Here is a 25,900-nt window from a genome sequence, read left to right on the forward strand (position 1 = left end):
TACATCGCTGACCGGTCTCTCCTCCTCCCTGACCGCGCGATGTTGCAAGAGCGGCGGCATTCACCTCCTCCCGAATGTCGCCGCACCAACACCGCACCAGATGGTGCACCCGAAATGCCTGCTCCGGTCCTCCTCCTCCCTGACCGGCAGACATGAAGAAGACGGCGGTCCCTCCTCCCTGGGTCCGCCGTTTTTTTGTTTTCGGGCATAGCTGCATAGTGGCGCCGGGGAGCGACGACCCCGATACGCGGGATCACTCCAATTGCGCACAATCAGGTCACATCATTTTGGACACGCAGCGATACCGGGCATCATGGCCAAGCCGATCATCGACATGCGGAATGCCGTCTCTGTTCTGTCAGCCATGACACATATTCAGGCAGACGTGCTGCGCGGTGATGAGCACATCGGACCAACGCACGCACCATTGCCTTATCCAAGCTATTGGGCGCCCCGGACATCGAACAACACCAAGTATTCTGGGGCGGTCAGATCATCCGTGCAGATGTTGCGCCCGCCTTGTCCGATCTCAAAACGTCGCCCGCTTGAGGCGATACGGAATGGGAAAACGCACGTATCATCGCCGCCGTCTCACTATTGAACCGGCAACATCAGCAACCGCGACAGAGCACAAATACCTGCAGATTGACCGACCCAGCCGACCGCCACGCGCGGTATGCCTCCTACACCACCGGCGATTTGTTTCTTGGCGAATTCGTACGGAATGGGCAATTATTCAGCGTGGAATACGGATTTGGACCATATGCGTTGGCATGTTCGCCGCCTGCAATTGGTGTGAGACGGTGCGCCTGTGCCCACAGAACCGCAAGTGTTTGCGCTGCTGCGGCACCTCATCGAAAATCGGGACCGTGTCGTGTCCCGGGACGAAATCTTCGAAGTGATCTGGAAAGACCGCATCGTGTCGGATGCCGCGCTGAGCAGCCGGATCAAAGCGGCGCGTGCGGCAATCGGGGACGATGGATCTCGGTAAGCGCTGGTGCGGACGGTGCATAGGCGTGGCTTTCAATTTGTCGGCGACATCGAGGCACGGAACGCTGAGACTTCGGTGTCCCCGGCCGCAGCACAGCCGTCGCTTGCGGTCATGCCAACGGCGATGGTCTCTCCGACGGATGCGCAACGCGCCTTTGGCGAGGGATTGGAAGACGACATCAGCGCAGCAATTGGGCGCGTCGGTGCGATCTGGTCGCGCGGCATACGGGCGACGGCGATGCCAAATGCGCAGCCGAGCGTCCTGGCGTGCGTTATGTGCTTGGCCTCAAGCTGCGCTTTGCCGGTGACGCATTTCGCCTGAACGCCTCACTGCTTCATGCCGAACGGATGGAAAAAGTGTGGGCCGACCGGTTCGAGGGGCAATTGAGCGACCCGTTCGCCGCACAGGATCAGGTTCTGTCTGCCGTGTTGGGCCGCCTTGTGCCGAATATCATGATGGTGAAAGTGCAGCGCGCGATGTGGGAGGCGACGGCCACGGATGCGTATCATGAGCTTTTGCGCGCGACACCGTTGTGCATGAGCATGGATGCAACTGACAATCGCCAAGCGGTGACACATCTTGAACGCGCACTCGCCGCTGATCCTGACCACGCGCTGTCGCATGCGATGCTGTCCTGGTCCCTGGGGCAGCAAGCCCTGTCGGAATGGGCACCGGACCGATCCACGGCATTTGCCCGCGCGATGGAACTTGGCCGTCGCGCCTTGTCGCTCGTGCCGATGGCCGCGCTGGTCCTTACATTCGTAGCAAGTGCCGAGGTTGCGGCAGGCGAACACGTCGCGGCACGTCATCATCTGGACACGGCGCTGGACCTTGACCCAAGCCGCATGGGCGTGGGCCATGCTGGGCGCGCTGGAAACCTATTCCGGGCGGCTGGCAGAGGCCATCGCGAACTACGAACGTGCACTGCGCCTCAGCCCACACGATCCCATGCGGTTCAGCTATTATTTCGTGATCAGAGCCGCGCGTTATGGCAACGGGGACCATGCCGGCGCGCTGCCCCTGCTTGAACAGGGCTATCTTGAAGCGCCCGGATCAACTCGGGCGCCGCGCCTCATCATGGCCTGCGCGGCCGAGTTGGGATTGACCGACCGTATGGCGGAAGTCGCTTGCGTCGTCCGGAGCCTCAAACCCAACGCAACCGCCGAAGAGCTGGTCGATTCCGCGCCAATCAGGGACGCAAGCTACCGCGAACGGCTCGCGGCATCCTTTCGAAAGGCCGGTTTCTAGGCGACGCGGGCGCGGCCGAGAAAGGCAAGTATCACCTCCGTCGATATGACACCGCAGCAATCTTATGCCAACGACATGTCAAGCCACTCTCCGGTTCACGCCGGGCTCTGACGTTCGCGCCATCTCGGTCTCGCCAAATCCTCGCAACGGGACGACGCGCACAGGACCGATGTCATACTCATCCAAAACACTGTCCCGCATCGACGCGCAGATCGTGATTTCCATCGGCTCGGATTGCGCCTGAAGCCGGGCGGCCATGTAACAATCACCCACCGTCTTGATACGCTCGCAGCCGTGCAATTCACTGATGCGGTCAAACGCGGTGAAGATGTCGCTCAGTTCCGCCACGGTCACATTCGGGTCACCCGCGGCAGCCATCCGTGTGAAAACGACAAAGTCGAGCATCAGGACCGACACCGATTCGAACAGACGCGGCGCGACAGAACCGAAGGTCATGTATTCCTCAAAAACCGACCGCGGCATGATGTTCAAAAGCAGTTTCTCGACCTGCGTTTTCTCGCGCTCCAACGCGCGGGTGCGGCGATCTACCATGTCGGAATAACTGTCGAACAGCGCCTCTGTTTCGCGCAGGCGCGAGATGTTCTGCCCCTCGACCACGATCAGACGCGTGCCATTGTAAAGTGCCTCGTGCGCGCTGAGTTCAATGACCAGTGTGCGGCGCTTCACCTTGGTGCGAACCTCAACCGGCTTTCGACCAGGCAGTTCGCCAAAGGCAACGGCCGGACCGATATCCAAGACCTGCCCAGTGACGGCAGTGTCAAACCATGTACCGAACGTGTCGTTCTGGGAAATGATCATACCCGTTTCAGCCTCGACAATGCAGATGCCGACACTGATGGACTGAATAAGCCGTGAGCTGATATCCTGTAATTGCATAATAATACCTCACTATGATGGACCACCGCGCTTTGACGGCGGCAAGTGTCGTATCCAGATCCTCCAGCGTGAAATCTGCGTCTGACAGTGTCTGATTCAGAAGGGTGACAATCTCGTCGAAATGGGCGTGGGAGACGTTCAGTTGCGCATGCGCGGCGGCCAGTCGCAGGTCCGCAAATTCAGCCGGACCACCCAGGATTGCCGTGAAAAATTTGGTTTGGGGATCAACCAGTTTGGCAATGTCCACATCCTCGAAAAAATGCTCCACCACGTCGCTGTCGAGCACACGGTCATAAAAGTCGATGATGACTGCACGCAAGGCACGCAGACCGCCCTATTTGTCAAAAAGCGGACCCGTTTGAGGCATATGGGTTCGGGCAAGCATGGTTGGTTTCCTTTTGCAGAAATGGCCCGGCAAAGCGCAGCCGGGCCGGGGGCCGTCAGGCGCGGTGAATGATGATCTCTGCGTATTCCGCAGGGACGATCATGGCGTGCGGATCAACAGAGTGGTCGCGCGCGACCGCGATCAGATCGGCGGCCAGTGGCGGTGCACGATCCTCGACGGCGTCAAAGGGCTTGTGCACGGGCCCATATACCTGACGCCAGCGTTCTACCCAGTAGTTGGGTGAGCGCATGCGGAACGTGAAGTGCCGTTTGGTGGTCTCGATCCGAACCGCCTGATCACCGAAAAGCTCGTTCAGCCGCGCCTCAGTCCCCCATTCGAGCGGAGAGCGCACGCCAGCAGGCGGCGGCACATACTGCCCAATGGTGCGGAACACATCGCCCACGAAACTTGCAGGCGTCCAGTTCGCGGGGCCAATCGTGCCACCGCTGCCGCACACACGCAGCATCTCGCTCGCGGCCACCTCCTGATTGGCGGTGAACACCACGCCAAAGGTGGACATGATATTGTCAAATGAGCGCGCCTCAAACGGCAGGTCCTCTGCGTCCGCTTCGCGAAATGCGACCGTCAGCTGTTCGGCGCCAGCTCGCTCGGTGCCGGCCCGCAAAAGACTGGGAACATAGTCGGTAGACACCACATTGCAGTGCCGCCGGGCCGCGGCCAGCGTAGCGTTGCCATTCCCAGCTGCCACAACCAGCACCCGCGCATCGGGCCGCAGGTCCATGGCTTCGGCCAGGTTTTCTCCGACGATTTGCAGGGTTGTTCCGACCGCCGCATAGTCACCGGACGACCAAGTGGCATGCTGCTTGGACTTCACCGCCGCAAGATTGGGTACAGCGGCTTGTTGGGGGGCGATATTCATCCACGTCTCCTTTCAACACAGGTTTGGTGGGACGACAGATGCCGCAAACACGACGGTCAAGCTTGAAGGGGAGCTGAAGAAAGTTTGGAGACTTCTGTAGATTTGTCAGAATTTTCGGTTTTGTCAGGTATAACCCTGCTCTGACGACTGTTTTGTCGATATCTGGCGTGATCTCGACGATGGCATGAAGCAAGGACAGAGGGGAACCACCGCCGGTGACCTTACCCACCGTGTAGATATCAGGGGTTTCGGCGAAAATGACGGGATTAAAACGATCAAGTCCCGCGCTCTGCAGAATGACACAAGCTCGAGCGATCCATTCAGCTTGAGGTGATTGCAATACATGAAGTCAATTCATGATCAGCTCCGAGGAGCCTAGCAAATTCGCATCAATGGCAATGCAAAGACCCGAACCGTCCAGCGGCGCGGCATAATCTGACAGGTTACAAACTTTCGGAGCTCGTGCCGAGTCGGTGGAGGTAGCCAAACGCAAGCTGGTGGCGAGCATAAGCTCGCTGCCTCAAGTGCCCCCGATTCATATCCTGATGCAAAGTTGCGGGCACTGGCCACGCTCGCACCTCAGCGTGGGCAGACCGCCAAATTTCGACAGTTCCGGAGCAACGGAGTCCCTGATACCAACCGTCACGCCTCCAGCAGTGATGGGGTGCTGTGCACCAACTCGTCCAACGACATCGGCCGGCCGCTTTGCCGGTTGGACCCGCCCACATCCGCGCGGATCATGGCACGCCGTCCGACACCGGTCCGCCAGTCGGCAGACACTCCAAGCTTTGCCAGAACTACGGGAGACCTGCGGCCCGCGCATCGTTCCATCCGGCTCAATCACACCATGGGTTCAGATCCGAACACGCGTTTTGTTTTGGCGAGATAGACCTCGTTACCATGCACAAAGCGCAGCACATCGACTTCGGCCAGCGTCCCCTTTCTGGTCAACCACCCCGCGCGCTTACAGCCACTCCATTCGCACCCCGTCCATGGCGAAACTGCGGTAACCGACTTGGCCGTGGAGCTTGTCCGCCACCCAAAGAGCCGGACATGCATCCGCCCTGGCGGCAACTGGCTTCAGCAGTTCCCCGCCATGCTTCCACGCCCCAAAAAATCCGGGAACGCACATGTGGAACAGCCCGCCACAGCGACCTCTTGCGCAGTATGCCAACGGTACACCAAGGCCTAGTGCAGGCTTAAAATTATCGCACGCGCATCCGCATGATCTTTGACAGCAATTCGATCCATCCCGGGTGGTTGAGAGAATGAGGCTGCGCGATCGCCCCCTACAATGACCACACTGGTGTGGCTGGGAACTTTTTTTCAAAAGGTGTCGAAAAACTGTTGTCCGGCCAATTGGACGCTGCACCACCGATTATCATGAATGGCTAGAAAGTATCATCAATTGTTTTGGAGCAGCTCTCGGACATAGAAATGACGTGACGCACGAAGCGCAAGTCACAGCGCGCTGTGTTTTGGCAAACCCTATCGACGTGGCTTTGTCCGCTCGCGCGAAACTGTCGAAGCAGCTGATGCAAAACCAAACAGCTTCGTCCGTATGGCAAGGCAAGTCGGCCAAAAAAGCTAGGAAGACCTCCGGCCACGGTTTCGCAAAGCAGTCTGCAAGGATGTCGCAAGCTTTCTATGACGAGAGCACTAATTTCGAGACATCCTTAAATAGGGCGATCGTGGGCGTCATTACCCCGACTTGCCGAGAGGCGGGGGCAGCTCACATCGTGGTCGCCCCTATCGGCCGATTGGATCACGCGACGACAGTCGAGGAGAATACTCATCTTGTGGAAAGCGTCCGACGCGGTCTTCAAATGATGGGACCACGTACCGGCGTCATCGGTTGTCGATCACGCGTGCGAGGTGAATTCGGCACGCGCAGTGATGCACTTACAACGCTGGGAGCGCGACACTGCGGATCATGCGGGAAAGGCACCGAGACTAGCACATTAGACGCAGACCTGTTTCTGGGTCTACGTCGCCAAAACTGATCTTTCGAAGAGGCGTCAGCTCTCCGCAAACTTGCACCAAATGCGTTGCCGCGCCGGGTTCAGAAAGGACTGCGCGCCGACTGCAAATCCTTCCAAAGAGTTTGAGGCCGCAAGCCGACATTATCAACATCGTAAGGTGGCCGGTTCGCAAGCGGGTTTTGGGATTGGATGATCTGAGATTCGAAGAGGAAGTTGCCTGCTTTATCCAGAGTTCTTCGAACTCAGAATATAACCAGATCGCGCGGCAGCGTTTGCAACTTTCAGTTCTGCGCCCGAAGATCAGGCCATATCATAACGCTGGCGCGATACGCCCTGCAAGCCGTCGCATGCGGCTCCGCTTAGAATGGAATGTCATCCGTCCCCGAGATAAACCGCGACACCACCTTCTTGAGGCCTGCCTTCTCGAACTCGACTTCCAGCTTGTCACCCTCGATCCCGACAATAGCGCCGTATCCGAACTTCTGGTGAAACACCCGCTCGCCGACGGTAAAGGCTGACACAGCGTTCAGATCAATCACCGTATTTCGGCTCTCCTTGGGCTGGCTCATAGGGCGCTCACCGGCCCTTGCCTGCAGGCGTTTCCAACCCGGGGAGTTGTAGACATTCGCATCCGCCGCCGCCTGATGCAGCCGCGATTCCCCGCCCATATTGGGCGCTGCAGCACCAAAGCCACCCCCATACAACCCGGGCGGTGTCAGGACATCCACATGCTCCTCGGGCAACTCATCGACAAAGCGTGACGGCAGCGAGGATTGCCACTGCCCGAACACCCGCCGGTTCGCGGCAAACGAGATGGTGCACACTTCCTCCGCCCGCGTGATACCCACATAAGCCAAACGACGTTCTTCCTCTAACCCCTTGATCCCGCTTTCATCCATGGACCGCTGCGATGGGAACAAGCCATCTTCCCAGCCCGGCAAAAACACCTGCGGAAACTCCAGCCCCTTGGCCGCGTGCAGCGTCATGATCGACACTTTGGCGCCCGCATCCTCGCTGGCATTGTCCATGACCAGCGATACATGCTCAAGAAAGCCCTGCAGGTTCTCGAACCCCTCCAGAGCCTTCACAAGCTCCTTGAGGTTCTCCAATCGCCCCGGCGCCTCCGGCGTCTTGTCGTTCTGCCAATGCGCGGTGTACCCGCTTTCATCCAGAATGATTTCCGCCAACTCCACATGGCTCACCGGCGGTGGGCCATACTCAACGCGCAGTGGCCCGTCGCCATCATCCAAGACACTGTCATCCTGTGCCACCTCGATCCGCGGCCCGCGCAACTTCGCATTCCACCGGGAAATCCCATCAACAAGGGTGCGTAACTCCTTGCCTCCTTTGCCTTTTATCAATCCCTGTTCAACCGCCAGCCGCGCACCCTCGACCAAAGACACACCATTGGCCCGCGCCGCTATCTGAATGGTTTGCTGCGCTTTGTCGCCAAGGCCCCGCTTGGGTGTGTTCATGATCCGCTCGAATGCCAGATCGTCGTCGGGCGACACCACCACGCGGAAATAGGCCATGGCATCGCGGATCTCCAACCGCTCGTAAAAGCGCGGCCCGCCGATCACCCGGTACGGCAATCCGATGGTCAGAAACCGATCCTCAAACGCACGCATCTGGTGACTGGCACGTACTAGAATTGCCATATCTTCCAAGGAGATGGCGCGCATACCTCGTGTGCCGCGTTGCGCCGCCTCGATTTCCTCACCGATCCAGCGCGCCTCTTCCTCGCCGTCCCAATGACCGATCAGGCGCACCTTCTCGCCATCGTTCTTGTCAGTCCAAAGCGTCTTGCCCAACCGGTTCTCATTGCCGTCGATCACGCCCGAGGCTGCCGCCAGAATATGCGGGGTCGACCGGTAATTCTGTTCCAACCGCACCACATGTGCGCCGGGAAAATCCTTCTCGAACCGCAGAATATTGCCCACCTCGGCCCCACGCCAACCATAGATCGACTGGTCGTCATCGCCCACGCAGCAGATGTTCTTGTGTCCCTGCGCCAGCAGCCTAAGCCACAGATATTGCGCGACATTCGTGTCCTGATACTCGTCCACAAGGATAAACGCGAACCAGCGCTGATACTGCGCCAACACATCCTCATGCGTCTGAAAGATCGTGACCATATGCAAAAGCAGATCGCCAAAATCGCAGGCGTTTAGTTCAATCAGCCGACGCTGGTATTGCGCATAAAGCTCCACACCCTTGTTGTTGTAAGCCGCGCCATCCGCCGCAGGCACCTTGTCCGGGGTCAGCGCGCGGTTCTTCCAACCGTCAATGATGCTTGCCAACTGCCGCGCGGGCCACCGCTTGTCGTCGATGTTGGCCGCGCGCACCAATTGTTTCAAAAGGCGAATTTGGTCATCCGTGTCCAGAATGGTGAAGTTCGACTTCAGACCCACCAGTTCCGCATGCCGGCGCAAGAGCTTCACGCAAATCGCATGAAAGGTCCCCAGCCAAGGCATCCCCTCGATCTGCTGCCCCAGCATCTGGCCCACACGGTTCTTCATCTCCCGTGCGGCCTTGTTGGTAAAGGTCACGGCCAGAACCTCGTTGGGTCGCGCCCGACCTGTATTCAGCAAGTGCACAATCCGCGCGGTCAGCGCCCGCGTCTTGCCTGTTCCCGCACCCGCCAGCATCAGCACTGGCCCGTCCACCTTTTCAACCGCCTCGCGCTGCGCGGGGTTCAAACCGTCCAGATAGGGTTGCGGTCGCGCGGCCAAGGCACGGGCCGACAAGGACGCCCCCTCGAACGCGTCGAATTCATCAAAACTGCTCATGGGCCAAATATAGCGCGGCCCATGGCAAAGCGAAAGCTGTTCCTGATCTGTTCCGCAGAGTGCCGTCAGGCAGTGCTACACCGCATCGGCAAAGATGTTGTCGACAGGTTTAGACCGGGCTGCATAGGCGGCACGCGCTGCATCCAGGTTGGGTTCAAAGACGGGCTTTGCCACTTTTACAGGTCTGGCGGGTCTGGCCGATTGCGTGACACGACTGCGCAGGGATGCGAGACCCAGCTTGATCGCAACGGTGTTGGAGACGTCTTGCCCCAAAATGCAGTGCAACGATGGGAAATGTGCTGACAATGCATCATGATCCGCACCCACATCCGGCGTCCGCAGCACCGATACAAGGTAAGGATTGCGATCTTCGGCCATACCTAGAGTATCACCCAGCGCATCACCGACGCAGGTCTTTTCGATAACCAGCAGGTCCACCTTCATGCGGTTGATGCAGGTCTCGGCCACCAGCAGGCTGCTGGTGCCGGTGACGTGGACGCCTGCGTTCATAAGAGCAATCTGGCAATGATCGAGGCGGGCAGCTTCTCGGTCGATGATGAGGGCTTGCATGTAGGGTTTCCTTCCCGGTGCGATGTAATGAGCGACGAATCCACTTTTGCGAAAATGTCCTTAAAAAATGATTTAAGTTGGCCGCCGTTTTGCGCGCGTCTCTGGACTTCTGACTGTTGCAGCCCTCAGATGCGCTCATGAATTGGAACGGCCGTTATCCCGCCCTCAGCGATTTGCGCGCCCGCGCGCACAAGCGCATTCCGAAATTCGTTTGGGAATACCTGGACAGCGGCACCGGAGACGAGGCCACACGCCGCCGCAACCGATCTGCGCTGGATCGGGTTGGATTGATGCCCTCGATCCTGCACGGCGAATTTGAACCTGACCTGTCCACCAATCTTATGGGCCAGAAACGGCCCCTGCCCTTCGGCATCGCGCCCGTCGGCATGTCCGGCCTGATGTGGCCAGACGCGGAACGACATCTCGCGCAGGGCGCTGCGCGGCTCAACATACCCTATTCCCTGTCCACCGTTGCTGCCGCGTCCCCAGAAGATGTGTCCCCGGATCTGGGCGAGGATGCGTGGTTCCAGATGTATCCGCCACGAGATGAGGGCATTCGCCGCGACATGCTTCACCGTGCCCGCAGCGCCGGTTTCAGAACGCTGGTGCTGACGGTCGATGTCCCCGTCGCCTCACGCCGCGAGCGGCAGACACGGTCCGGCCTGACCAATCCACCTCGGCTGACGCCACGCCTTCTTGCACAAGTGGCGATGCGCCCGGCCTGGGCCATGGCGATGGCGCGCAAGGGCATGCCGCACATGCGGATGCTTGACGCCTACACGACGTCCGCCACTGAAAACCTGCCGGTGACAGCGCATGTCGGCTACCTGCTGCGCACCTCGCCAGATTGGGATTATGTGTCCTGGTTGCGCGACGCGTGGGACGGGCCGTTTGTGGTCAAGGGCGTGATGCGCGGCACGGATGCGGAACGGCTGGAACAGCTCGGCGCGGATGCGATCTGGGTCTCAAACCACGCGGGTCGGCAGTTCGATGCGGCCCCAGCCACGATTGAGGTGCTGCCTGCCATCCGCCGCGCCACGCGATTGCCCATCATTTTCGACAGCGGAATTGAAGGTGGGCTGGACATACTGCGTGCCATGGCGTCAGGCGCTGATTTTGTGATGCTTGGCCGTGCCTGGCACTACGCATTGGCGGCTCTCGGACCCGATGGGATCGACCACCTCGCCAACATCCTTAGCGCCGATCTGAAGGCCAACATGGGCCAGCTTGGAAGCCGCAGCCTTCACGACCTTCCCAAACCGTTCCAACACCACTGACAGGACGGGCGGACAACACCTCCGCCTTTACGTGCAAGGCGCATCTTGATGCGCACTGCCCCTGCATACCCACAACCACGTATTGTTTGCGTGACGTAAACATCATAAAGGATGCTGCGACTGCAAAATACCGCCCCGGGGGGGAGCTTACATGCCCGATTTCAAGAAAATTCTCATCGCAAACCGGGGTGAGATCGCCATCCGCATCATGCGCGCAGCCAATGAGATGGGCAAAAAGACCGTCGCCGTCTTTGCCGAGGAAGACAAGCTGGGCCTGCACCGCTTCAAGGCGGACGAGGCCTACCGCATCGGCGAGGGGCTGGGACCCGTTGCTGCCTATCTGAGCATTGACGAAATGATCCGGGTCGCCCGCGAAAGTGGCGCGGACGCCATCCACCCGGGCTATGGCCTCTTGTCCGAAAACCCCGACTTCGTGGATGCCTGCGAAAAAAACGGCATCACCTTCATCGGCCCCAAATCTGAGACCATGCGCGCCCTTGGCGACAAGGCCAGCGCCCGCCGTGTCGCGGTCGAGGCGGGCGTCCCCGTCATCCCGGCCACCGAAGTGCTGGGCGACGACATGAAGGCCATCAAGAAAGAGGCCAAGGAGGTCGGCTACCCCCTGATGCTCAAGGCGTCCTGGGGCGGCGGCGGGCGCGGCATGCGCCCGATCATGGGCGAGGATGAGGTCGAGGAGAAAGTCCTCGAAGGCCGCCGCGAGGCCGAAGCCGCCTTTGGCAATGGCGAGGGGTATCTGGAAAAGATGATCACCCGCGCCCGCCACGTCGAGGTGCAAATCCTCGGTGACAAGCATGGCGGCATGTACCACCTGTTCGAGCGGGATTGCTCGGTCCAGCGCCGTAATCAGAAGGTCGTGGAACGCGCCCCCGCCCCCTACCTGACCAACGCCCAGCGCACCGAAATCTGCGACCTCGGCTACAAGATCTGCAAACACGTGAACTACGAATGCGCAGGCACGGTCGAGTTCCTGATGGATATGGAAACGTCCAAGTTCTACTTCATCGAAGTGAACCCCCGCGTGCAGGTCGAACACACCGTCACCGAAGAAGTCACGGGCATCGACATCGTCCGCGCGCAAATCCTGATTGCAGAGGGCAAAACCATTGCCGAAGCCACCGGCAAGCCCACGCAGGACGACATCGTCCTGACCGGCCACGCCCTGCAAACCCGCGTCACCACGGAAGACCCGCAAAACAACTTCATCCCCGACTATGGCCGCATCACCGCCTACCGCTCGGCCACCGGCATGGGCATCCGTCTGGACGGCGGCACGGCCTATGCGGGCGGCGTCATCACCCGTTACTACGACAGCCTGCTGACCAAGGTGACGTCCAAGGGCCCCACACCCGAGATCGCCATCGCCCGCATGGACCGCGCCCTGCGCGAATTCCGCATCCGTGGTGTCAGCACCAACATCGCCTTTGTCGAGAACCTGTTGAAGCACCCAACCTTTCTGAACAACGAATACACCACCAAGTTCATCGACGAGACGCCGGACCTGTTCCAGTTCAAGCGCCGCCGCGACCGCGGCACCAAGGTGCTGACCTATATCGCGGACATCACCGTAAACGGCCACCCGGAGGTCAAGGACCGCCCCCGTCCCCGCACCGACATCAAGGACCCGAAACCGCCGCAGCTGCAGGCCGACCCGTCACACCAGATGGGCACCCGTAATCTGCTGGAGCAAAAGGGCCCGCAGGCCGTCGCCGACTGGATGAAGCAGCAGCAACAACTGCTGATCACCGACACCACCATGCGCGACGGGCACCAATCGCTGCTGGCCACCCGCATGCGCAGCTATGACATGATCAAGGTGGCACCGGCCTACGCCGCAAACCTGCCACAGCTCTTCTCGATGGAATGCTGGGGCGGTGCGACATTCGACGTGGCCTACCGGTTCCTACAGGAATGCCCATGGCAGCGCCTGCGCGACCTGCGCGAGCGGATGCCGAACCTGATGACCCAGATGCTTTTGCGCGGGGCCAACGGGGTTGGCTACACCAACTATCCCGACAACGTGGTGCAGGAATTTGTACGCGTGGCCGCCTCCAGCGGCGTCGACGTGTTCCGCGTGTTCGACAGCCTGAACTGGGTGGAAAACATGCGCGTCGCCATGGATGCGGTGCAGGAGCAGAACAAGATCTGCGAAGGCACGGTCTGCTACACTGGCGACATCATGGACCCGGACCGGGCCAAATATGACCTGAAATACTACGTGGACATGGGCAACCAGTTGAAAGACGCAGGCGCCCATATCCTCGGCCTCAAGGACATGGCGGGCCTCTTGAAACCCGCCGCCGCCACCCAACTGATCCGCGCGCTGAAACAAGAGGTGGGCCTGCCCATCCACTTCCACACCCACGACACCGCAGGCTCGGCCGTGGCCACCATCCTCGCTGCGTCCGAAGCGGGCGTGGACGCTGTCGATTGCGCCATGGACGCGCTGTCGGGCAACACGTCCCAAGCAACTCTCGGCACCGTGGTCGAAGCGCTGCAACACACCGACCGCGACACCGGCCTCGACATCAATGCCGTGCGCGACATCTCGGACTATTGGGATGCGGTCCGCGCCCACTACGCGGCATTTGAATCGGGCATGCAGGCGCCAAGTTCCGAGGTGTACCTGCACGAAATGCCCGGCGGGCAATTCACCAACCTCAAGGCGCAGGCGCGCTCTCTGGGTCTCGAAGAACGCTGGCCCGAGGTCGCCCGCACCTATGCGGATGTGAACCAGATGTTCGGCGACATCGTGAAGGTGACCCCATCGTCCAAGGTGGTCGGCGACATGGCCCTGATGATGGTCAGCCAGAACCTGAGCCGCGCAGAGGTCGAAGACCCCGCCAAAGACGTGGCCTTCCCCGACAGCGTCGTGGACATGATGCGCGGCAATCTGGGCCAGCCTCCGGGTGGCTTCCCCCACGACATCCAAGCCAAGATCCTGAAAGGCGAAGCGCCAAACACAACGCGCCCCGGCGCCGACGTGCCGCCGGTTGATCTGGAAGCGACCCGCACCGATCTGTCCGACCAGCTTGAAGGCAAGGACATCGATGACGAGGACCTGTCAGGCTACCTGATGTATCCGAAGGTCTTCCTTGATTACATGGGCCGTCACCGCACCTATGGCCCGGTCCGCTCTTTGCCGACCAAGACGTTCTTCTACGGCATGAAGCCCGGCAACGAAATCACGGCCGAGATCGACCCGGGCAAGACCCTTGAAATTCGCCTGCAGGCCGTGGGTGAGACGAACGAGGACGGTGAAGTGCGCGTGTTCTTTGAACTCAACGGCCAACCTCGTACAATCCGGGTGCCCAACCGTCTGGTCAAATCGCAGACCGTGTCGCGCCCGAAGGCAGAGGATGGCAACACAAGCCATATCGGCGCGCCGATGCCCGGTGTCGTTGCGAGCGTTGGTGTCACGCCCGGTCAGGAGGTCTGCGAAGGTGACCTGCTTTTGACCATCGAAGCGATGAAGATGGAAACCGGCATCCATGCCGAACGCGATGCGGTGGTCAAGGCCGTGCACGTCGCACCCGGTGGCCAGATCGACGCCAAGGACTTGCTGGTCGAGTTGGAGTGACCCCACCGCTGGGCGCATGGGGTTTGACGGGTTCGCCCGTACCCCTGCCCGGCGGCCATCGAAACACCGTGCTGCGCGTGGGCAACCACGTACTCAAAACCACCCGGCGGTCAGAGGCCGCGATTGCCTGGCTGCTGCCGGTGGCAAAGCATGCGCTTGAATCAGGCTTGAACGTACCTGTTCCGATGCGGTCCCATGATGGCAGTTTTGTCGTTGAAGGATGGACCTGTGAGCCTTTTTGCCCCGGCCGCCCAACGTCGCCTGTCCATATTGCGGATCGCATGACCCGTTTCCACGTGTCGGCGTCTAACCTGCCTCAGCGGGACGGCTTTGCAAGTGCACATGACCTGCTGACCTGCACCAAGGGCGGAGACGTGGACCTTGATGCGATGCTCGAAGACCTTGTTACCCGCTTGCGGGCTGCGTGGGTATCCGTTGGCCGCGACAGCACCATCGTGCACGGCGATCTCAACGCGGCAAACATCCTCACGGCAGCAGATGGCACGGTCACATTGGTGGATTGGGACGAAGCCCGGCGCGATGCACCTGTCTTTGATACGGCCGCATGGTCGGACGCCCCAAGCCCGGCTGCAACGCTGGCATGGGAAGTCGCCTGTTCGTGGCAGATCGAGCCATCACATGCGCGCCGGGTTGCACAATTGTTTACAGACTGAAACGCGGCAACGGTAAGGCCCGTTTGTCGCTTGCAAGCGGCAGGTGAAATGGAAAACGTGCGGGCACATCCCTTTGGTCAGGACTTGCCTATGCCCACCCCCAGCAACCGCGCCACATGGTTGGCCGTCTCGGCCATGTTTGTACTGAACGGCGCACTTTACGGCATGTGGGCGTCCCGCATTCCGGCTGCCGCGCAACTGCATGGGCTGGACAAGGCGGATCTTGGTCTTTTGCTGCTGCTTCTGGCAGGCGGTGCGATTGCCGCCTTCCCGCTGGCCGGCAGGGTCGCAGACGCCCGGGGTGCGGCACCTGTTACATTGGCCATTGCCGTCGCCTATGCGGTGGCGCTTTGCTTGATCGGGCTGGCCCCATCGGTTGCGTGGCTCGCGTTGGCCTTGTTCGCCTTTGGGGCCACGCACGGGGCCATGGATGTTGCGATGAACACCTGGGCAGGCGAGGCTGAGGCGCATATTGCACGCCCGGTCATGTCATCCTTTCATGCAATGTTCAGCCTTGGCGCGGGCCTGGGTGCGGCATCAGGCTATGCGGCGGAGCGGATGGAGATCGGCATTGCACCGCATTTCATCATCGGCGCGGCGATCATTCTGGTTTTGACCATGATGCTTGCCCGTGTTCCGTGGGCATCCCAAAAACAAGGCAGCGGTGCAAAGCCTCCTCTCTTTCCCTTTCCACGCGGTCCGCTGATCGCTGTGGGGCTGATCGCCTTTTGCTCGTCCATGGGCGAAGGCGCGATGGTTGACTGGAGCGCCCTGTTCCTTGTCGACATTGCGCAAGTCGACGGCGCACGCGCAGCCCTTGGATACACGATCTTCTCGGTTGCAATGGTCGTGACCCGGCTGCTGGGTGATCAGGTCACCTACCGCCTCGGGCCCGTCAAGACAGCCCGGCTTGCAGGCGTTTTTGCAACAATTGGCACGTTGTTTGCGGTTGGTTTCGCCAGCTACGGCATGGCGTTGCTGGGCTTTGTATTCATGGGCGTGGGCTATGCGGTGATCATGCCGCTGGCCTTTTCGCGCGCCGCACGCGACCCGCACCTGCCACCGGGGTCGGCCATCGCAAGCGTGGCGACATTGGGCTATGGCGGACTGCTCCTCGGGCCACCTGTGATCGGATTTATTGCCCATGCCACATCATTGCGGCTGGGCTTTGGGGTGTTGGCGGCGCTGGCTGGCTTGATCATCGTACTGGCCTACGCCGTGCGCCGCCCGTCAAACTAACCCTTGTTGTAGTAGAACACTTCGCGGACAACCTTGCCGTCCTTCCAGGTCTGGAAAGCGACCTGCCGCTGGGTGATCCGTTCGCCACCCGTGGGGGTCATGTCGAAAACCCATTCCACGGCCGCTTGATCGCCATCCACCACCACGCGGCCAACGCTGGCGCCATGAAACGTCACATTGGCGACGAACTGTTCCTCAAAGGCTCGGTTTGCATCCTTGCCGACACGATCCTCGACCCCGTTCTCGCTCATCACCACGTCGTCAGCATAATATTCCTCGAACGTTTCAAGGATTTCGCCGCGCAGAGTGCCGTCGATGACGGCTTGTACGTTCTCTCGAATAGACATCTGGTGTCTCCTTGTTTAGCTCACCTACAGGTATGCAAAGCGCGGCTGTTTTAATCACGCGTTGTCACGCAGATAAGGTGCACACATGCACATCATGTCTTTCACGATTCTGGTGCCTGACTACAACGCAGGTATCGCATTTTTCTGTCATACGCTGGGCTTCGAGGTGGTGGCCGACATCGATCAGGGGCGCAAGCGCTGGGTGGAAGTGCGCGCGCCGGGTGCTCAGACGTCAATCATTCTGGCACGTGCCGACGGACCTGAGCAGGTGGCCGCGATCGGGGAACAGGGGGGTGGTCGGGTCTGGCTGTTTCTTCACACCGACGACTTTGCGCGCGATCATGCGCATCTGTTGTCCCGTGGCGTGACCTTCGAAGAAGAGCCGCGCCACGAGCCATATGGCACGGTTGCCGTCTTTCGTGACCCGTTTGGCAATCGCTGGGATCTGATCCAGCGGACCTGACTTGGCGCAACTGAGCGTCTGTTGCCCTCGGTGTTTGAGGCAACACCCGCGCGGCCATCCGTTCAAACGCTAGTGTGCCAAGGCTGCTTCGAAGATAGACTCCAGCGGCACGAAAGGCAGCGCTTCGCCCGAGGCGACGCAGCCAACAACGATGGCAAAGGCCAGAGTAATGGTTTTCGCGGTGGACAGAGTGATGTGCATGTCGATGCCCTCTTTGTTGCCTAGTGCAGCTCGTCGTCTGGAATGACCGTTATTTCGCTTATGCCCGCGGTCCCAAAATCCAACATCAACGTAAAGACCTCCGGCGGATCAGAGGCAAAGGACAGGACCGCGTCAACGCCTACGTCTTCGGCGAAGCTGATGCTGACAGGGGTTCTCAGGTGGCCAGATGCCCCGCTGGCGTGAACGCCGTGCAAAACCACCGGGCCACCCAATCCTGTCAGGGTCAGGCGCAAGTCGACCTGCTTGTCTGATACGGTGGCCCGCTCGACCTCGATCAAAATGTCGGGACCATGCGGGCCATCATGTGCCATGGCTGGAAGCGCCGGAATGCACATCCAGACCACGGCAAATGCAGACAACAGAAAACGCGAGTGGTGGCTCATATCTCTTCTACGGATGCACATGGACAATCCGTCGCGCAGACACAAATTTTTTGCAATACGCACCATTTTCCACTTGCAGGGTCGGGCCGGTGTAAGTATCTCACGCCTCACCCAAGGAAGCGGGCGTAGCTCAGGGGTAGAGCATAACCTTGCCAAGGTTAGGGTCGGGCGTTCGAATCGCCTCGCCCGCTCCAACATCCTCCCGAACGGGAGTGCAAATAAGACCGCCGAACCGGCGGTCTTTTTTTGTTTCAGTGCATTGAGCCCGCGACATATCACAAAACAGACGCAGGATTGTGAAAGATCGCGAACCGGCATCTGTCTAACTTAATTTACAGTTACCAACCTCACAGCGTCCCCCCCGAGGCTTGGATAACCTCCAAAGATGTCCGGAAGGTCCTAATGTTGTCTGAATCCCAAACGTCGCACCTGGTGTCCCGCCGAAGCTTTGGCTTCGGACTTGGCGCGACGGCACTGGCAGGCTTTGCCCCCCAAAGCGCCAGCTCAGCAATATCCAAGCGCCTTCGCATTGGTGACATCTCAGTGACCGCTCTGTCCGACGGTCACTTCGAATTGCCTCCGGCTGCCTTCTCCCCGCAGCCGGAGGCAACTTCGACCCAAACACAATTAGTCGGCGCGAATGCGTGGCTGATCGAGACCGGGAACCGCCGCATGCTGGTCGATACCGGGTCTGGCGAAACACTCAGGGGCAAGTACCCGCAGACAGGTCACCTGCCTGCGGCTCTGGCCCATGCCGGTGTGTCACCTGACCAGATCACCGACATCATCATCACTCACATGCATGCAGATCACATCGGAGGTCTGATGCAGGGTGGCATCTCGCGCTACCCGAATGCCATGCTTCATCTTTGCGAAGTCGAATGGCGGTATTGGGCCGCGCCCGAACGCGCCCAGCTTGTGGCCCCTGCCCAGCGACCGCTTGCCAACTTGATCGCCGGTCTGATGGATCAAATGGCCTACCGCATCGCCGTGCATCGCCCAAACGGTGATCTTGGTTCCGGTGTCTGGCTCGAATCCGCTCCCGGCCACACGCCCGGCCACCAGGTCGTTCATGTGTCGTCGGGCGCAAACAGCCTGCTTTTGCTGGGCGATGTGTTGATTTCCGGCCCGCTGCAATTTGCTCAACCTGACATCCGGTACGTGCTGGATGATGATCCAGACCTTGCCGCCGCGACCCGAACGGTCATGTTCGACCGCATCATGACGGACGGGTTGATGTTTGCCGCCACGCACCTCATCCATGGCGGCGCGCACAAGCTGGATGCACATCCCCGCGGCGGCTACCACGCCGAAAAGATTTACGCGTCTTAACTTCTCTGCCTCCCCCGCAACAATATGAAAGAAAGTGTCAACTTAAATTGACATACTTGGTGTTACTGAACCTTGGCGTGGTGCGCGCGCTGATGACATCAAACAGAAGGTCAATTGCCGGTGCACTCAGCTTTTTCATTGCCTGTTCCCGCGTCCGATGGATCCTATGATGCCTTGTACGGCTCGCTTTATGCGGACTTTCCGCAGGATGCGCGTCAGATCGGAACACCGCGATTTTCGATGATCAAGGCGCAGCAAAATGCGCATGCCACGACAGACCCCTCGGTGCCGCAGCTCGTTCTGCGGTCGTTGTCGCGCAGTGGGATGACCCACAACACGGTCGATTGTGGCGACGGGGTCAAATCCCTGTCCACCGTGCCGGGCAGTTTTTACGTGGCACCGCCCAATGCCATCGCCGACTGGGAAAGCGACGGCAAGCACGACATCTCGTTGCTGGCCATACCGCATGACTATGTGAGCGACCTTCTGGAAACGAATACGGGAGAGGCGGTGTCCAACCTCCTGGATCCAATCCTGAATACGCAACTGGTTGACCCGGCCCTCGATCACATGATGGAACAGATCTGGAGCGCAAGTGTGCAAGACAGCAAGGGCGCCGCACTGCAGGCCGACGGCTTGCTGCTGACGATGATGGGGCGACTGGTCGCCCATGCCGACGAGCGATCAAAAACGAGGGTCAAGGTCTCGGGCACCAAACCTCTGGACCCCGCCCGCCTTAAACGGGTTGTCGACTATATAGAGGCGCATTTAGGCGAGGTGATCGCGATGCCCGATCTGGCGCAGGTTGCCTGTCTGTCGCAACACCATTTCGCCCGGGTCTTTCGCGCCGCCACTGGCATGTCGCCGCATGCCTATGTCACCCAAAAACGCATCGAGCATGCGCAGACCCTGTTGCTTACCACCAACACGCCTCTGGTCCAGGTTGCGCTGATTTGCGGCTTTGGCACTCAGGCCCATTTTTCGACTGTTTTCAAAAAGTTGGTCGGTGTTCCGCCCAAGCGATTCCAATCCGAGCGGCGGCGTGAGCGCAGCGTTGTTTTTGGCTAGAAAACCTTGAACGTCATGGTTGTCAGAGACCGCTCGATCCCTTCGATGTCCAAAAGTTCGTCATTGATGTACTTGCCCACATCCTGTCCTTCGGGAATGTAGACCTTCATCAGCAAGTCATAGTCACCGGATGTCGAATACAGTTCGGAATGGATTTCGCGCAGCGCGATCTCTTCGGCGACCTTGTAGGTCGATCCGGGGCGGCAGCGGATCTGGATGAAGACGCAAGTTGTCATGGGGCATGGGCCTTTTGCTGCGGTGATCTGCACCCGTTAGTGGCACGTCTGCACAGGTGGGGGCAAGCATGACGGCCCGCCCCTTGGCGGCACTGCCCTGCCCGCCTATAGAAGGCGCAACATGGCTTTGGCAGGAGGCGCGCGATGCGCAGCAGCACCCTTACCCGCACCACGGCAGAGACCGACATTTCGGTGACGCTCGATCTGGATGGCACCGGTCAGTATGACAACGAAACGGGCGTGGGATTCTTTGATCACATGCTGGACCAATTGGCCCGGCACGCGCTGATCGACATGAGGGTGCGGTGCAAGGGGGACCTGCACATTGACGACCACCACACGGTTGAGGATGTGGGCATCGCGATTGGTCAGGCTCTCAGCGAAGCCGTTGGAAACAAAAAGGGAATCCAGCGCTACGGGTCCTGCCTGCTGCCTATGGACGACGCCCTTGTGCGCGCTGCGCTGGACCTGTCGGGGCGGCCGTTTCTGGTGTGGAATGTGGACCTGCCGACATCCAAGATCGGCACCTTTGACACCGAGCTTGTCCGCGAATTCTTTCAGGCGCTCAGCACCCATGGCGGCATTACGCTGCACGTGGACATGCTGCACGGGCTCAACAGCCACCACATTGCCGAAGCAGCCTTCAAGGCCGTGGCCCGCGCATTGCGGATCGCGTTGGAGGTGGACGCGCGCGTGGCAGATGCGATCCCTTCGACCAAGGGCAGCTTATGAGCCTCACGGTTCTGATCGACTATGAAAGCGGCAATCTGCACTCGGCGGAAAAGGCGTTCGAGCGGATGGCGCGCGAGGCGGATGCGGGCACCGTAGTAGTATCGTCAGACGCGGATGTGGTGGCCAAGGCGGACCGGATTGTGCTGCCTGGCGACGGGGCGTTTCCGGCCTGTGCCGCGGCGCTGCGTGGGTCGGGTGTCTATGACGCCCTTGTGGAAGCCGTTGAAAACAAAGGCAGACCCTTTCTGGGTATCTGTGTGGGCATGCAGTTGATGGCCGCGTGGGGGCGGGAGTATTCCGACACGCCGGGCCTTGGTTGGGTGGATGGGGAGGTGGTGCACATTGACCCCTCTGATCCGTCCTTGAAGGTGCCGCATATGGGTTGGAACGATCTGGTTCTGGACACAGACCACGCTGTCTTTGAAGGTGTGTCCACGGGTGATCACACATACTTCGTGCACTCCTACCATTTCGAGGTGGCGGACCCTGCGATGCGGTTGGCGCATGTGGACTACGGCGGCGATGTCACGGCTGTGGTGGGCCGGGACACGATGCTGGGCATGCAGTTCCATCCGGAGAAAAGTCAGGATGTGGGGCTGCGGTTAATCCGGAATTTTCTGACCTGGGCGCCGTGACATACGGTTTGGGTGTCATGGGGTGAGTCGGGGCCTGCGTTTACCTTGTTTTCATGGAGATTGACGCCAAAAACAGGGTGTCACCCCCCGTGCACCATGCGTACACCCCCTGTGCACCCCCAACGAGCGGATGTTTGGGGGTTAACGCAACGGGCGGTGATCCAAAGGCCGCTTCGCGACGCGATTCATGTGTGAATGGGGGCCAGCCCCCAAACCCCCGGGATATTTGGAGCCAGAAGAAGAAATTTGGTTATGCGGTATAACTATGTGCCGGACGGCGGGCGGGCGGCTTTTTCTGCAAGGCCGGAAGTGCCCTGGCGGCGGCTAAGTTCGATCATCACATCGCTGAGGCTGACGTCACGCGATGCGAGCATGACCATGAGGTGGTAGAGCACATCTGCCGCTTCGGAAGTGAGTGCGGCCTTGTCGTTCTTCACCGCTTCGATGATGGCCTCAATGGCTTCCTCGCCGAATTTCTCGGCGCATTTTTCGGGACCCTTGGCCAGCAGTTTGGCGGTCCATGAGCTGTCGGGGTCGGCGCCCTTGCGGGCCTCGATCGTGGCGAAGAGATCGTCAAGCGTCATAGCGCTTGCCCAGAATCGCGTGCGTCATGTCAGCCTCATCGGGATGCCAGCGGCGGCCATATGCGCCTTGGCTTGCGCAATTGTGTAGTCGCCGAAGTGGAAGATCGACGCCGCGAGCACGGCAGACGCGCCGCCTTCGGTCACGCCGTCAACGAGGTGGTCCAGCGTGCCGACGCCCCCCGATGCGATCACCGGGATCGAAACCGCGTCCGAGATGGCGCGGGTGAGCGGCAGGTTGAAGCCCGCGCGTGTGCCGTCGCGGTCCATGGAGGTCAGCAGAATCTCCCCTGCCCCTTTGGCCGCGGCGGTCCGGGCAAATTCCACGGCGTCAATGCCGGTGGGTTTGCGCCCGCCATGGGTGAAGATTTCCCATTTGCCGGTGCTGACTGTTTTTGCATCGATGGCGCAGACGATGCATTGGCTGCCGAACTGGTCCGCCGCCCGTGTCAACACATCCGGGTCAGCCACAGCCGCCGAGTTGAAAGACACCTTGTCCGCCCCCGCGAGCAGGAGCGCGCGCACATCCGCCACCGTCCGGACACCGCCGCCAACGGTGAGCGGGATAAAGCACTGTTCCGCCGTGCGCTGCACCAGATCGAACATGGTGCCGCGGTTCTCATGGGTGGCGTGGATGTCGAGAAAACACAGCTCGTCCGCGCCGGCGGCGTCATAGGCGCGCGCTGCAGCCACCGGGTCGCCTGCGTCGATCAGGTCGACGAAATTCACGCCCTTGACCACGCGGCCATCGGCAACATCAAGGCAGGGGATGATGCGGGTTTTCAACATGGGGCTCTGGTAGCGCGGATTTTGGGGCGGGGAAAGGGGCTCCGCCCCCGGCCTGCGGCCGGATTGCTGGCTTTTAGGGGGCTCCGCCCCCGGCCTGCGGTCTCCCCCGGAGTTTATCTTGCAAGATGAAGGGGATTTCTGCCCATCACGGAAAGGTGCATGGCGTATGGTCGAACCTGTGACAGGTTTGGAATATTGAAATGAGGGAGACGCATGATGCGAATTTTGATGGCTCTGGTGATGAGCGTTTTTATGGCGGGAACTGCGATGGCAGGTGACAATGGAATTATCCGTAAGGAGTCTGCAAAGGGTGTGGTCGAGACCATGGATGCGCTGCAGAGCGCCCTTGAAGGCGCGGGGCTGACCATCTTTGCCCGTGTCGATCATGGCGCCGGGGCGCAAGGCGTGGGCGAAGACATCGGTGCCTCGCAGCTTTTGATCTTTGGCAATCCCAAGCTGGGCACCCAAGCCATGCTGGATGACCGGACCGCTGCGTTGTTTCTGCCGATGAAAGTGGCCGTTTTCGAAGACGAGACCGGCAAGACCTTGATCGCCTATGAGGCCCCTGCCGAGATGCTGGGCAAACTGGGCGGCATTGCCGACGACGCGGCTTATGTCCAGACCATGACGGGTGCGCTTGGCAAGTTCACCGATGGTGCTGCGCAGTAACGCCTAACTCTTGAGCGCTGCCAAGGCGGCGCTCAGATCAATCGCTCCGTCATAGAGTGCGCGGCCTGAGATGGCGCCAGAGATTACGCCTGTGGCCTTGAGCGCTGTCAGATCATCCAGCGATGACACGCCGCCGCTGGCGATCACGGGGATGTCCACCGCTTCGGCCAACGCCTGTGTGGCGGGGATGTTCGGCCCGCCCATTGCGCCGTCTCGGTTGATGTCCGTGTAGACGATGGCCGCCACGCCTGCGTCTTCAAAGGATTTGGCGAGATCGGTGGCGTCCACATCCGTTTCGGTCGCCCAGCCCTTGGTGGCAACCTTGCCGTTTCTTGCGTCGATGCCGACGGCCACGTGGCCCGGGAAGGCTTTGGCCGCTGCGCGCACGAGGTCGGGGTTTTCGACCGCCACCGTGCCGAGGATGACGCGTTGGAGACCTTTGGACAGCCACGTCTCGATTGTGGCCATGTCGCGGATGCCGCCACCCAGCTGCGCAGGAACTTTGCAGGATTTCAGGATCGCCTCGACCGGGGCGGCGTTCACCGGTGCGCCTGCAAATGCGCCGTTGAGATCGACGAGGTGAAGCCACTCGCAGCCTGCATCCACGAAAGCACGCGCCTGGGCCGCCGGGTCATCGTTGAACACGGTGGCCTTGTCCATATCCCCGTGCACAAGCCGCACGGCCTGCCCGTCTTTGAGGTCGATGGCGGGATAGAGGATCATGATTTCGGCCCTTTTATTGTCGACCTGCGTCCTTGCACGGCCTCATGAGATTCGCAACGCGACCCAAGGTCATTCTTGCCTTGGCGCGGCGTGATGGCTCACAGTCTCTCGCATTACGGAGGAGACACTCATGAAATATCTAATTGCAGCGGCATGTGTGGCCGTCGCAAGCGCCGGGATGGCCCTTGCAGAACCAGTGCACGGCACGTGGCAGACTGCGGCGGACGACAATGGCAACTACGGGCACATCAAGGTCACGGATTGTTCCGGCAAGGTGTGTGGCACGCTGATCAAGTCCTTTGATTCAAGCGGTGCGCCACTTGAAACCGCCAACACGGGTCGGAAGATTATCTGGGACATGGAAGCCAAGGGCGGCGGTGCGTACGCCGGCGGCAAAGTGTATTCGCCGGATCGTGACAAGACCTACAATTCCAAGATGCAGTTGAATGGCAACAGGCTCGCCGTGTCTGGTTGCGTGTTGGGTATTTGCCGCGATGGCGGCACCTGGACGCGCGTGAACTGAGCCCGCCAGGCACGTGGAACTGGTTCCGCGCCACATCGGCGCGGGCCTTTGAGCGCCTTACAGCTTCGATGAGATGATGCCGGTGTTGAAGCCCCCCATGCGCAACTCACCAAACAGGCGCTGATATTCGATCTTGGGGCAGCGGTTCTGGATCACGGTCAGCCCTGCGCCCCGCGCTTTGGCCGCCGCATCCGGGTGTTCCACGCCGATCTGCATCCAGATGGTTTCGAGCGTGGGGATCTGTGCCATGGCCGCCTCTACGATCTCGGGCACGGCGTCGGAGCGGCGGAAGATGTCGACCATGTCCACAGCTGCGTCGATGTCGTCGAACCCGGCCACAATCCTTTGGCCAAACAGCATCTCGCCCGCATAGACCGGGTTCACCGGGATCACCGTGTATCCTTTGAGCGCGAGGTAGCGCGCCACGTAATAGCTGGGCCGCACGGGGTTGGTGGACACGCCCACGACCGCCACGGTTTTTGTGGATTTCAGCACCTGTCGAAGATGCGCGTCGGAATAGGTTTCGATCATGCTGCCCCCCTGCCCGGCCATCGTCACAAAAAAGCGCCCCGATCGCAAAGCGAAAGGGGCGCAAAGGTACGGAACGAGGGACAGTGAATTAACCTGCAGGAGTTCCAGGCCTGCGGTTCACTTCTTCAGATATGGT

The 25,900-nt window shown here is 60.2% G+C and carries 29 protein-coding genes and 1 tRNA gene; 16 read left to right on the forward strand and 14 right to left on the reverse strand.

Annotated features, from left to right (window positions below; genetic code table 11):
* The first annotated feature begins 262 nt into the window (after positions 1 to 262).
* The 4 genes from Q1A32_RS24045 to Q1A32_RS13940 all read left to right on the forward strand — a co-directional run bounded on the left by Q1A32_RS24045 (position 263) and on the right by Q1A32_RS13940 (position 2,239).
* Positions 263 to 601 carry a hypothetical protein gene (locus tag Q1A32_RS24045; RefSeq protein ID WP_366141231.1) on the forward strand — a complete coding sequence of 113 codons (339 nt, stop codon included), beginning with the start codon at positions 263 to 265 and terminating at the stop codon, positions 599 to 601.
* 210 nt (positions 602 to 811) lie between these two features.
* Entirely contained in the window at positions 812 to 991 is a 180-nt protein-coding gene (locus Q1A32_RS13930; RefSeq protein WP_299654248.1) for a winged helix-turn-helix domain-containing protein, read from the forward strand.
* A 15-nt stretch (positions 992 to 1,006) separates the two neighbouring features.
* Entirely contained in the window at positions 1,007 to 1,312 is a 306-nt protein-coding gene (locus tag Q1A32_RS13935) for a hypothetical protein (RefSeq protein WP_299654251.1), read from the forward strand.
* Positions 1,313 to 1,822: 510 nt separating this feature from the next.
* A complete protein-coding gene (locus Q1A32_RS13940) occupies positions 1,823 to 2,239 on the forward strand; it encodes a tetratricopeptide repeat protein (protein ID WP_299654254.1) in 417 nt (138 codons plus the stop codon).
* A gap of 78 nt (positions 2,240 to 2,317) precedes the next feature.
* Here Q1A32_RS13940 and Q1A32_RS13945 read toward each other — a convergent pair whose 3' ends face one another.
* The 6 genes from Q1A32_RS13945 to Q1A32_RS13970 all read right to left on the reverse strand — a co-directional run bounded on the left by Q1A32_RS13945 (position 2,318) and on the right by Q1A32_RS13970 (position 9,742).
* Positions 2,318 to 3,136: an adenylate/guanylate cyclase domain-containing protein gene (locus tag Q1A32_RS13945; RefSeq protein ID WP_299654257.1), complete on the reverse strand. Its 819-nt coding sequence runs from the start codon at positions 3,134 to 3,136 to the stop codon at positions 2,318 to 2,320.
* Entirely contained in the window at positions 3,066 to 3,422 is a 357-nt protein-coding gene (locus Q1A32_RS24050) for a group 1 truncated hemoglobin (protein WP_366141239.1), read from the reverse strand. Before Q1A32_RS24050 ends, Q1A32_RS13945 begins: the two co-directional genes overlap by 71 nt.
* A 154-nt stretch (positions 3,423 to 3,576) precedes the next feature.
* Positions 3,577 to 4,401 (reverse strand): class I SAM-dependent methyltransferase, encoded by an 825-nt coding sequence (locus Q1A32_RS13955; RefSeq protein WP_299654263.1) that lies wholly within the window; start codon positions 4,399 to 4,401, stop codon positions 3,577 to 3,579.
* A 642-nt stretch (positions 4,402 to 5,043) separates the two neighbouring features.
* The gene (locus tag Q1A32_RS13960) at positions 5,044 to 5,181 is read right to left on the reverse strand and encodes a hypothetical protein (RefSeq protein WP_299654266.1); all 138 of its coding nucleotides are present in this window, start codon (positions 5,179 to 5,181) and stop codon (positions 5,044 to 5,046) included.
* Positions 5,182 to 6,742: 1,561 nt separating this feature from the next.
* Entirely contained in the window at positions 6,743 to 9,172 is a 2,430-nt protein-coding gene (locus Q1A32_RS13965; RefSeq protein ID WP_299654269.1) for an ATP-dependent helicase, read from the reverse strand.
* Positions 9,173 to 9,247: 75 nt separating this feature from the next.
* On the reverse strand, positions 9,248 to 9,742 hold the full coding sequence (locus Q1A32_RS13970) for a hypothetical protein (protein WP_299654272.1): 495 nt from the start codon (positions 9,740 to 9,742) through the stop codon (positions 9,248 to 9,250).
* 137 nt (positions 9,743 to 9,879) lie between these two features.
* Between Q1A32_RS13970 and Q1A32_RS13975 the strand changes: the two genes are divergently transcribed.
* From Q1A32_RS13975 to Q1A32_RS13990, 4 genes are all read left to right on the forward strand, one after another.
* The gene (locus Q1A32_RS13975; protein WP_299654275.1) at positions 9,880 to 11,019 is read left to right on the forward strand and encodes an alpha-hydroxy acid oxidase; all 1,140 of its coding nucleotides are present in this window, start codon (positions 9,880 to 9,882) and stop codon (positions 11,017 to 11,019) included.
* A gap of 151 nt (positions 11,020 to 11,170) precedes the next feature.
* Positions 11,171 to 14,617 (forward strand): pyruvate carboxylase, encoded by a 3,447-nt coding sequence (locus tag Q1A32_RS13980; protein WP_299654278.1) that lies wholly within the window; start codon positions 11,171 to 11,173, stop codon positions 14,615 to 14,617.
* Positions 14,614 to 15,291, forward strand: a complete 678-nt coding sequence (locus Q1A32_RS13985) for a phosphotransferase enzyme family protein (protein ID WP_299654281.1) — start codon at positions 14,614 to 14,616, stop codon at positions 15,289 to 15,291. Before Q1A32_RS13980 ends, Q1A32_RS13985 begins: the two co-directional genes overlap by 4 nt.
* A gap of 90 nt (positions 15,292 to 15,381) precedes the next feature.
* The gene (locus Q1A32_RS13990) at positions 15,382 to 16,530 is read left to right on the forward strand and encodes an MFS transporter (RefSeq protein WP_299654283.1); all 1,149 of its coding nucleotides are present in this window, start codon (positions 15,382 to 15,384) and stop codon (positions 16,528 to 16,530) included.
* Here the strand turns inward: Q1A32_RS13990 and Q1A32_RS13995 are convergent.
* On the reverse strand, positions 16,527 to 16,877 hold the full coding sequence (locus Q1A32_RS13995; RefSeq protein WP_299654286.1) for a nuclear transport factor 2 family protein: 351 nt from the start codon (positions 16,875 to 16,877) through the stop codon (positions 16,527 to 16,529). The two genes, Q1A32_RS13990 and Q1A32_RS13995, sit on opposite strands and share 4 nt — an antisense overlap.
* A gap of 85 nt (positions 16,878 to 16,962) precedes the next feature.
* Here Q1A32_RS13995 and Q1A32_RS14000 point away from each other — a divergent pair, with 85 nt between their 5' ends.
* Positions 16,963 to 17,340 carry a VOC family protein gene (locus tag Q1A32_RS14000; RefSeq protein ID WP_299654289.1) on the forward strand — a complete coding sequence of 126 codons (378 nt, stop codon included), beginning with the start codon at positions 16,963 to 16,965 and terminating at the stop codon, positions 17,338 to 17,340.
* 69 nt (positions 17,341 to 17,409) lie between these two features.
* Here the strand turns inward: Q1A32_RS14000 and Q1A32_RS14005 are convergent, their stop codons facing one another.
* Together Q1A32_RS14005 and Q1A32_RS14010 are read right to left on the reverse strand one after the other, a co-directional pair.
* Positions 17,410 to 17,541, reverse strand: coding sequence for a hypothetical protein (locus Q1A32_RS14005; protein WP_299611926.1), 132 nt, complete (start codon positions 17,539 to 17,541; stop codon positions 17,410 to 17,412).
* A gap of 20 nt (positions 17,542 to 17,561) precedes the next feature.
* Complete coding sequence (locus tag Q1A32_RS14010) at positions 17,562 to 17,945, reverse strand: hypothetical protein (RefSeq protein ID WP_299654292.1); 384 nt, start codon at positions 17,943 to 17,945, stop codon at positions 17,562 to 17,564.
* A 119-nt stretch (positions 17,946 to 18,064) separates the two neighbouring features.
* Here Q1A32_RS14010 and Q1A32_RS14015 point away from each other — a divergent pair.
* From Q1A32_RS14015 to Q1A32_RS14025, 3 genes are all read left to right on the forward strand, one after another.
* Positions 18,065 to 18,139, forward strand: a tRNA-Gly gene (locus tag Q1A32_RS14015).
* A 211-nt stretch (positions 18,140 to 18,350) separates the two neighbouring features.
* On the forward strand, positions 18,351 to 19,277 hold the full coding sequence (locus Q1A32_RS14020; RefSeq protein ID WP_299654295.1) for an MBL fold metallo-hydrolase: 927 nt from the start codon (positions 18,351 to 18,353) through the stop codon (positions 19,275 to 19,277).
* A gap of 120 nt (positions 19,278 to 19,397) precedes the next feature.
* Positions 19,398 to 20,345, forward strand: a complete 948-nt coding sequence (locus tag Q1A32_RS14025) for an AraC family transcriptional regulator (RefSeq protein WP_299654298.1) — start codon at positions 19,398 to 19,400, stop codon at positions 20,343 to 20,345.
* On the opposite strand, the gene Q1A32_RS14030 is transcribed toward Q1A32_RS14025, so the two are convergent.
* Positions 20,342 to 20,581 carry an Lrp/AsnC family transcriptional regulator gene (locus tag Q1A32_RS14030; protein WP_147106378.1) on the reverse strand — a complete coding sequence of 80 codons (240 nt, stop codon included), beginning with the start codon at positions 20,579 to 20,581 and terminating at the stop codon, positions 20,342 to 20,344. The two genes, Q1A32_RS14025 and Q1A32_RS14030, sit on opposite strands and share 4 nt — an antisense overlap.
* Before the next feature lie 144 nt (positions 20,582 to 20,725).
* Between Q1A32_RS14030 and hisB the strand changes: the two genes are divergently transcribed.
* Positions 20,726 to 21,313, forward strand: a complete 588-nt coding sequence (gene hisB / locus Q1A32_RS14035; protein ID WP_299654307.1) for an imidazoleglycerol-phosphate dehydratase HisB — start codon at positions 20,726 to 20,728, stop codon at positions 21,311 to 21,313.
* Positions 21,310 to 21,948, forward strand: a complete 639-nt coding sequence (gene hisH, locus Q1A32_RS14040) for an imidazole glycerol phosphate synthase subunit HisH (protein ID WP_299654310.1) — start codon at positions 21,310 to 21,312, stop codon at positions 21,946 to 21,948. The genes hisB and hisH overlap by 4 nt, the downstream gene beginning before the upstream one ends.
* Before the next feature lie 263 nt (positions 21,949 to 22,211).
* On the opposite strand, the gene Q1A32_RS14045 is transcribed toward hisH, so the two are convergent.
* The gene (locus Q1A32_RS14045; protein ID WP_299654313.1) at positions 22,212 to 22,532 is read right to left on the reverse strand and encodes a phosphoribosyl-ATP diphosphatase; all 321 of its coding nucleotides are present in this window, start codon (positions 22,530 to 22,532) and stop codon (positions 22,212 to 22,214) included.
* Between the two features lie 24 nt (positions 22,533 to 22,556).
* The gene (gene hisF, locus Q1A32_RS14050) at positions 22,557 to 23,318 is read right to left on the reverse strand and encodes an imidazole glycerol phosphate synthase subunit HisF (protein ID WP_299654316.1); all 762 of its coding nucleotides are present in this window, start codon (positions 23,316 to 23,318) and stop codon (positions 22,557 to 22,559) included.
* 213 nt (positions 23,319 to 23,531) lie between these two features.
* Here hisF and Q1A32_RS14055 point away from each other — a divergent pair, with 213 nt between their 5' ends.
* Positions 23,532 to 23,987: a DUF302 domain-containing protein gene (locus tag Q1A32_RS14055; protein WP_299654319.1), complete on the forward strand. Its 456-nt coding sequence runs from the start codon at positions 23,532 to 23,534 to the stop codon at positions 23,985 to 23,987.
* Between the two features lie 3 nt (positions 23,988 to 23,990).
* On the opposite strand, the gene hisA is transcribed toward Q1A32_RS14055, so the two are convergent.
* Positions 23,991 to 24,710 carry a 1-(5-phosphoribosyl)-5-[(5-phosphoribosylamino)methylideneamino]imidazole-4-carboxamide isomerase gene (hisA, locus tag Q1A32_RS14060; RefSeq protein ID WP_299654322.1) on the reverse strand — a complete coding sequence of 240 codons (720 nt, stop codon included), beginning with the start codon at positions 24,708 to 24,710 and terminating at the stop codon, positions 23,991 to 23,993.
* Between the two features lie 130 nt (positions 24,711 to 24,840).
* Here hisA and Q1A32_RS14065 point away from each other — a divergent pair, with 130 nt between their 5' ends.
* Positions 24,841 to 25,233 (forward strand): DUF2147 domain-containing protein, encoded by a 393-nt coding sequence (locus tag Q1A32_RS14065; protein ID WP_299611910.1) that lies wholly within the window; start codon positions 24,841 to 24,843, stop codon positions 25,231 to 25,233.
* 57 nt (positions 25,234 to 25,290) lie between these two features.
* Here Q1A32_RS14065 and Q1A32_RS14070 read toward each other — a convergent pair whose 3' ends face one another.
* On the reverse strand, positions 25,291 to 25,764 hold the full coding sequence (locus Q1A32_RS14070; RefSeq protein ID WP_299654325.1) for a CoA-binding protein: 474 nt from the start codon (positions 25,762 to 25,764) through the stop codon (positions 25,291 to 25,293).
* Between the last annotated feature and the right edge of the window lie 136 nt (positions 25,765 to 25,900).

Origin of the sequence: uncultured Tateyamaria sp. (assembly GCF_947503415.1) — a bacterium.
In the GTDB taxonomy this organism is placed as follows: Bacteria; Pseudomonadota; Alphaproteobacteria; order Rhodobacterales; family Rhodobacteraceae; genus Tateyamaria.

What these genes read in the sequence shown, in the direction of transcription:
- Q1A32_RS13980 (WP_299654278.1), top strand. Translation starts at nt 11,171, where the DNA reads ATGCCCGATTTCAAGAAAATTCTCATCGCAAACCGGGGTGAGATCGCC.
- Q1A32_RS14045 (WP_299654313.1), bottom strand. Translation starts at nt 22,532, where the DNA reads ATGACGCTTGACGATCTCTTCGCCACGATCGAGGCCCGCAAGGGCGCC.
- hisF (WP_299654316.1), bottom strand. Translation starts at nt 23,318, where the DNA reads ATGTTGAAAACCCGCATCATCCCCTGCCTTGATGTTGCCGATGGCCGC.
- Q1A32_RS13990 (WP_299654283.1), top strand. Translation starts at nt 15,382, where the DNA reads ATGCCCACCCCCAGCAACCGCGCCACATGGTTGGCCGTCTCGGCCATG.
- Q1A32_RS14005 (WP_299611926.1), bottom strand. Translation starts at nt 17,541, where the DNA reads ATGCACATCACTCTGTCCACCGCGAAAACCATTACTCTGGCCTTTGCC.
- hisA (WP_299654322.1), bottom strand. Translation starts at nt 24,710, where the DNA reads ATGATCCTCTATCCCGCCATCGACCTCAAAGACGGGCAGGCCGTGCGG.
- Q1A32_RS13955 (WP_299654263.1), bottom strand. Translation starts at nt 4,401, where the DNA reads ATGAATATCGCCCCCCAACAAGCCGCTGTACCCAATCTTGCGGCGGTG.
- Q1A32_RS14030 (WP_147106378.1), bottom strand. Translation starts at nt 20,581, where the DNA reads ATGACAACTTGCGTCTTCATCCAGATCCGCTGCCGCCCCGGATCGACC.
- hisB (WP_299654307.1), top strand. Translation starts at nt 20,726, where the DNA reads ATGCGCAGCAGCACCCTTACCCGCACCACGGCAGAGACCGACATTTCG.
- Q1A32_RS14010 (WP_299654292.1), bottom strand. Translation starts at nt 17,945, where the DNA reads ATGAGCCACCACTCGCGTTTTCTGTTGTCTGCATTTGCCGTGGTCTGG.
- Q1A32_RS13975 (WP_299654275.1), top strand. Translation starts at nt 9,880, where the DNA reads ATGAATTGGAACGGCCGTTATCCCGCCCTCAGCGATTTGCGCGCCCGC.
- Q1A32_RS14000 (WP_299654289.1), top strand. Translation starts at nt 16,963, where the DNA reads ATGCACATCATGTCTTTCACGATTCTGGTGCCTGACTACAACGCAGGT.
- hisH (WP_299654310.1), top strand. Translation starts at nt 21,310, where the DNA reads ATGAGCCTCACGGTTCTGATCGACTATGAAAGCGGCAATCTGCACTCG.
- Q1A32_RS13945 (WP_299654257.1), bottom strand. Translation starts at nt 3,136, where the DNA reads ATGCAATTACAGGATATCAGCTCACGGCTTATTCAGTCCATCAGTGTC.
- Q1A32_RS13970 (WP_299654272.1), bottom strand. Translation starts at nt 9,742, where the DNA reads ATGCAAGCCCTCATCATCGACCGAGAAGCTGCCCGCCTCGATCATTGC.
- Q1A32_RS13995 (WP_299654286.1), bottom strand. Translation starts at nt 16,877, where the DNA reads ATGTCTATTCGAGAGAACGTACAAGCCGTCATCGACGGCACTCTGCGC.
- Q1A32_RS14070 (WP_299654325.1), bottom strand. Translation starts at nt 25,764, where the DNA reads ATGATCGAAACCTATTCCGACGCGCATCTTCGACAGGTGCTGAAATCC.
- Q1A32_RS14055 (WP_299654319.1), top strand. Translation starts at nt 23,532, where the DNA reads ATGATGCGAATTTTGATGGCTCTGGTGATGAGCGTTTTTATGGCGGGA.
- Q1A32_RS13965 (WP_299654269.1), bottom strand. Translation starts at nt 9,172, where the DNA reads ATGAGCAGTTTTGATGAATTCGACGCGTTCGAGGGGGCGTCCTTGTCG.
- Q1A32_RS14065 (WP_299611910.1), top strand. Translation starts at nt 24,841, where the DNA reads ATGAAATATCTAATTGCAGCGGCATGTGTGGCCGTCGCAAGCGCCGGG.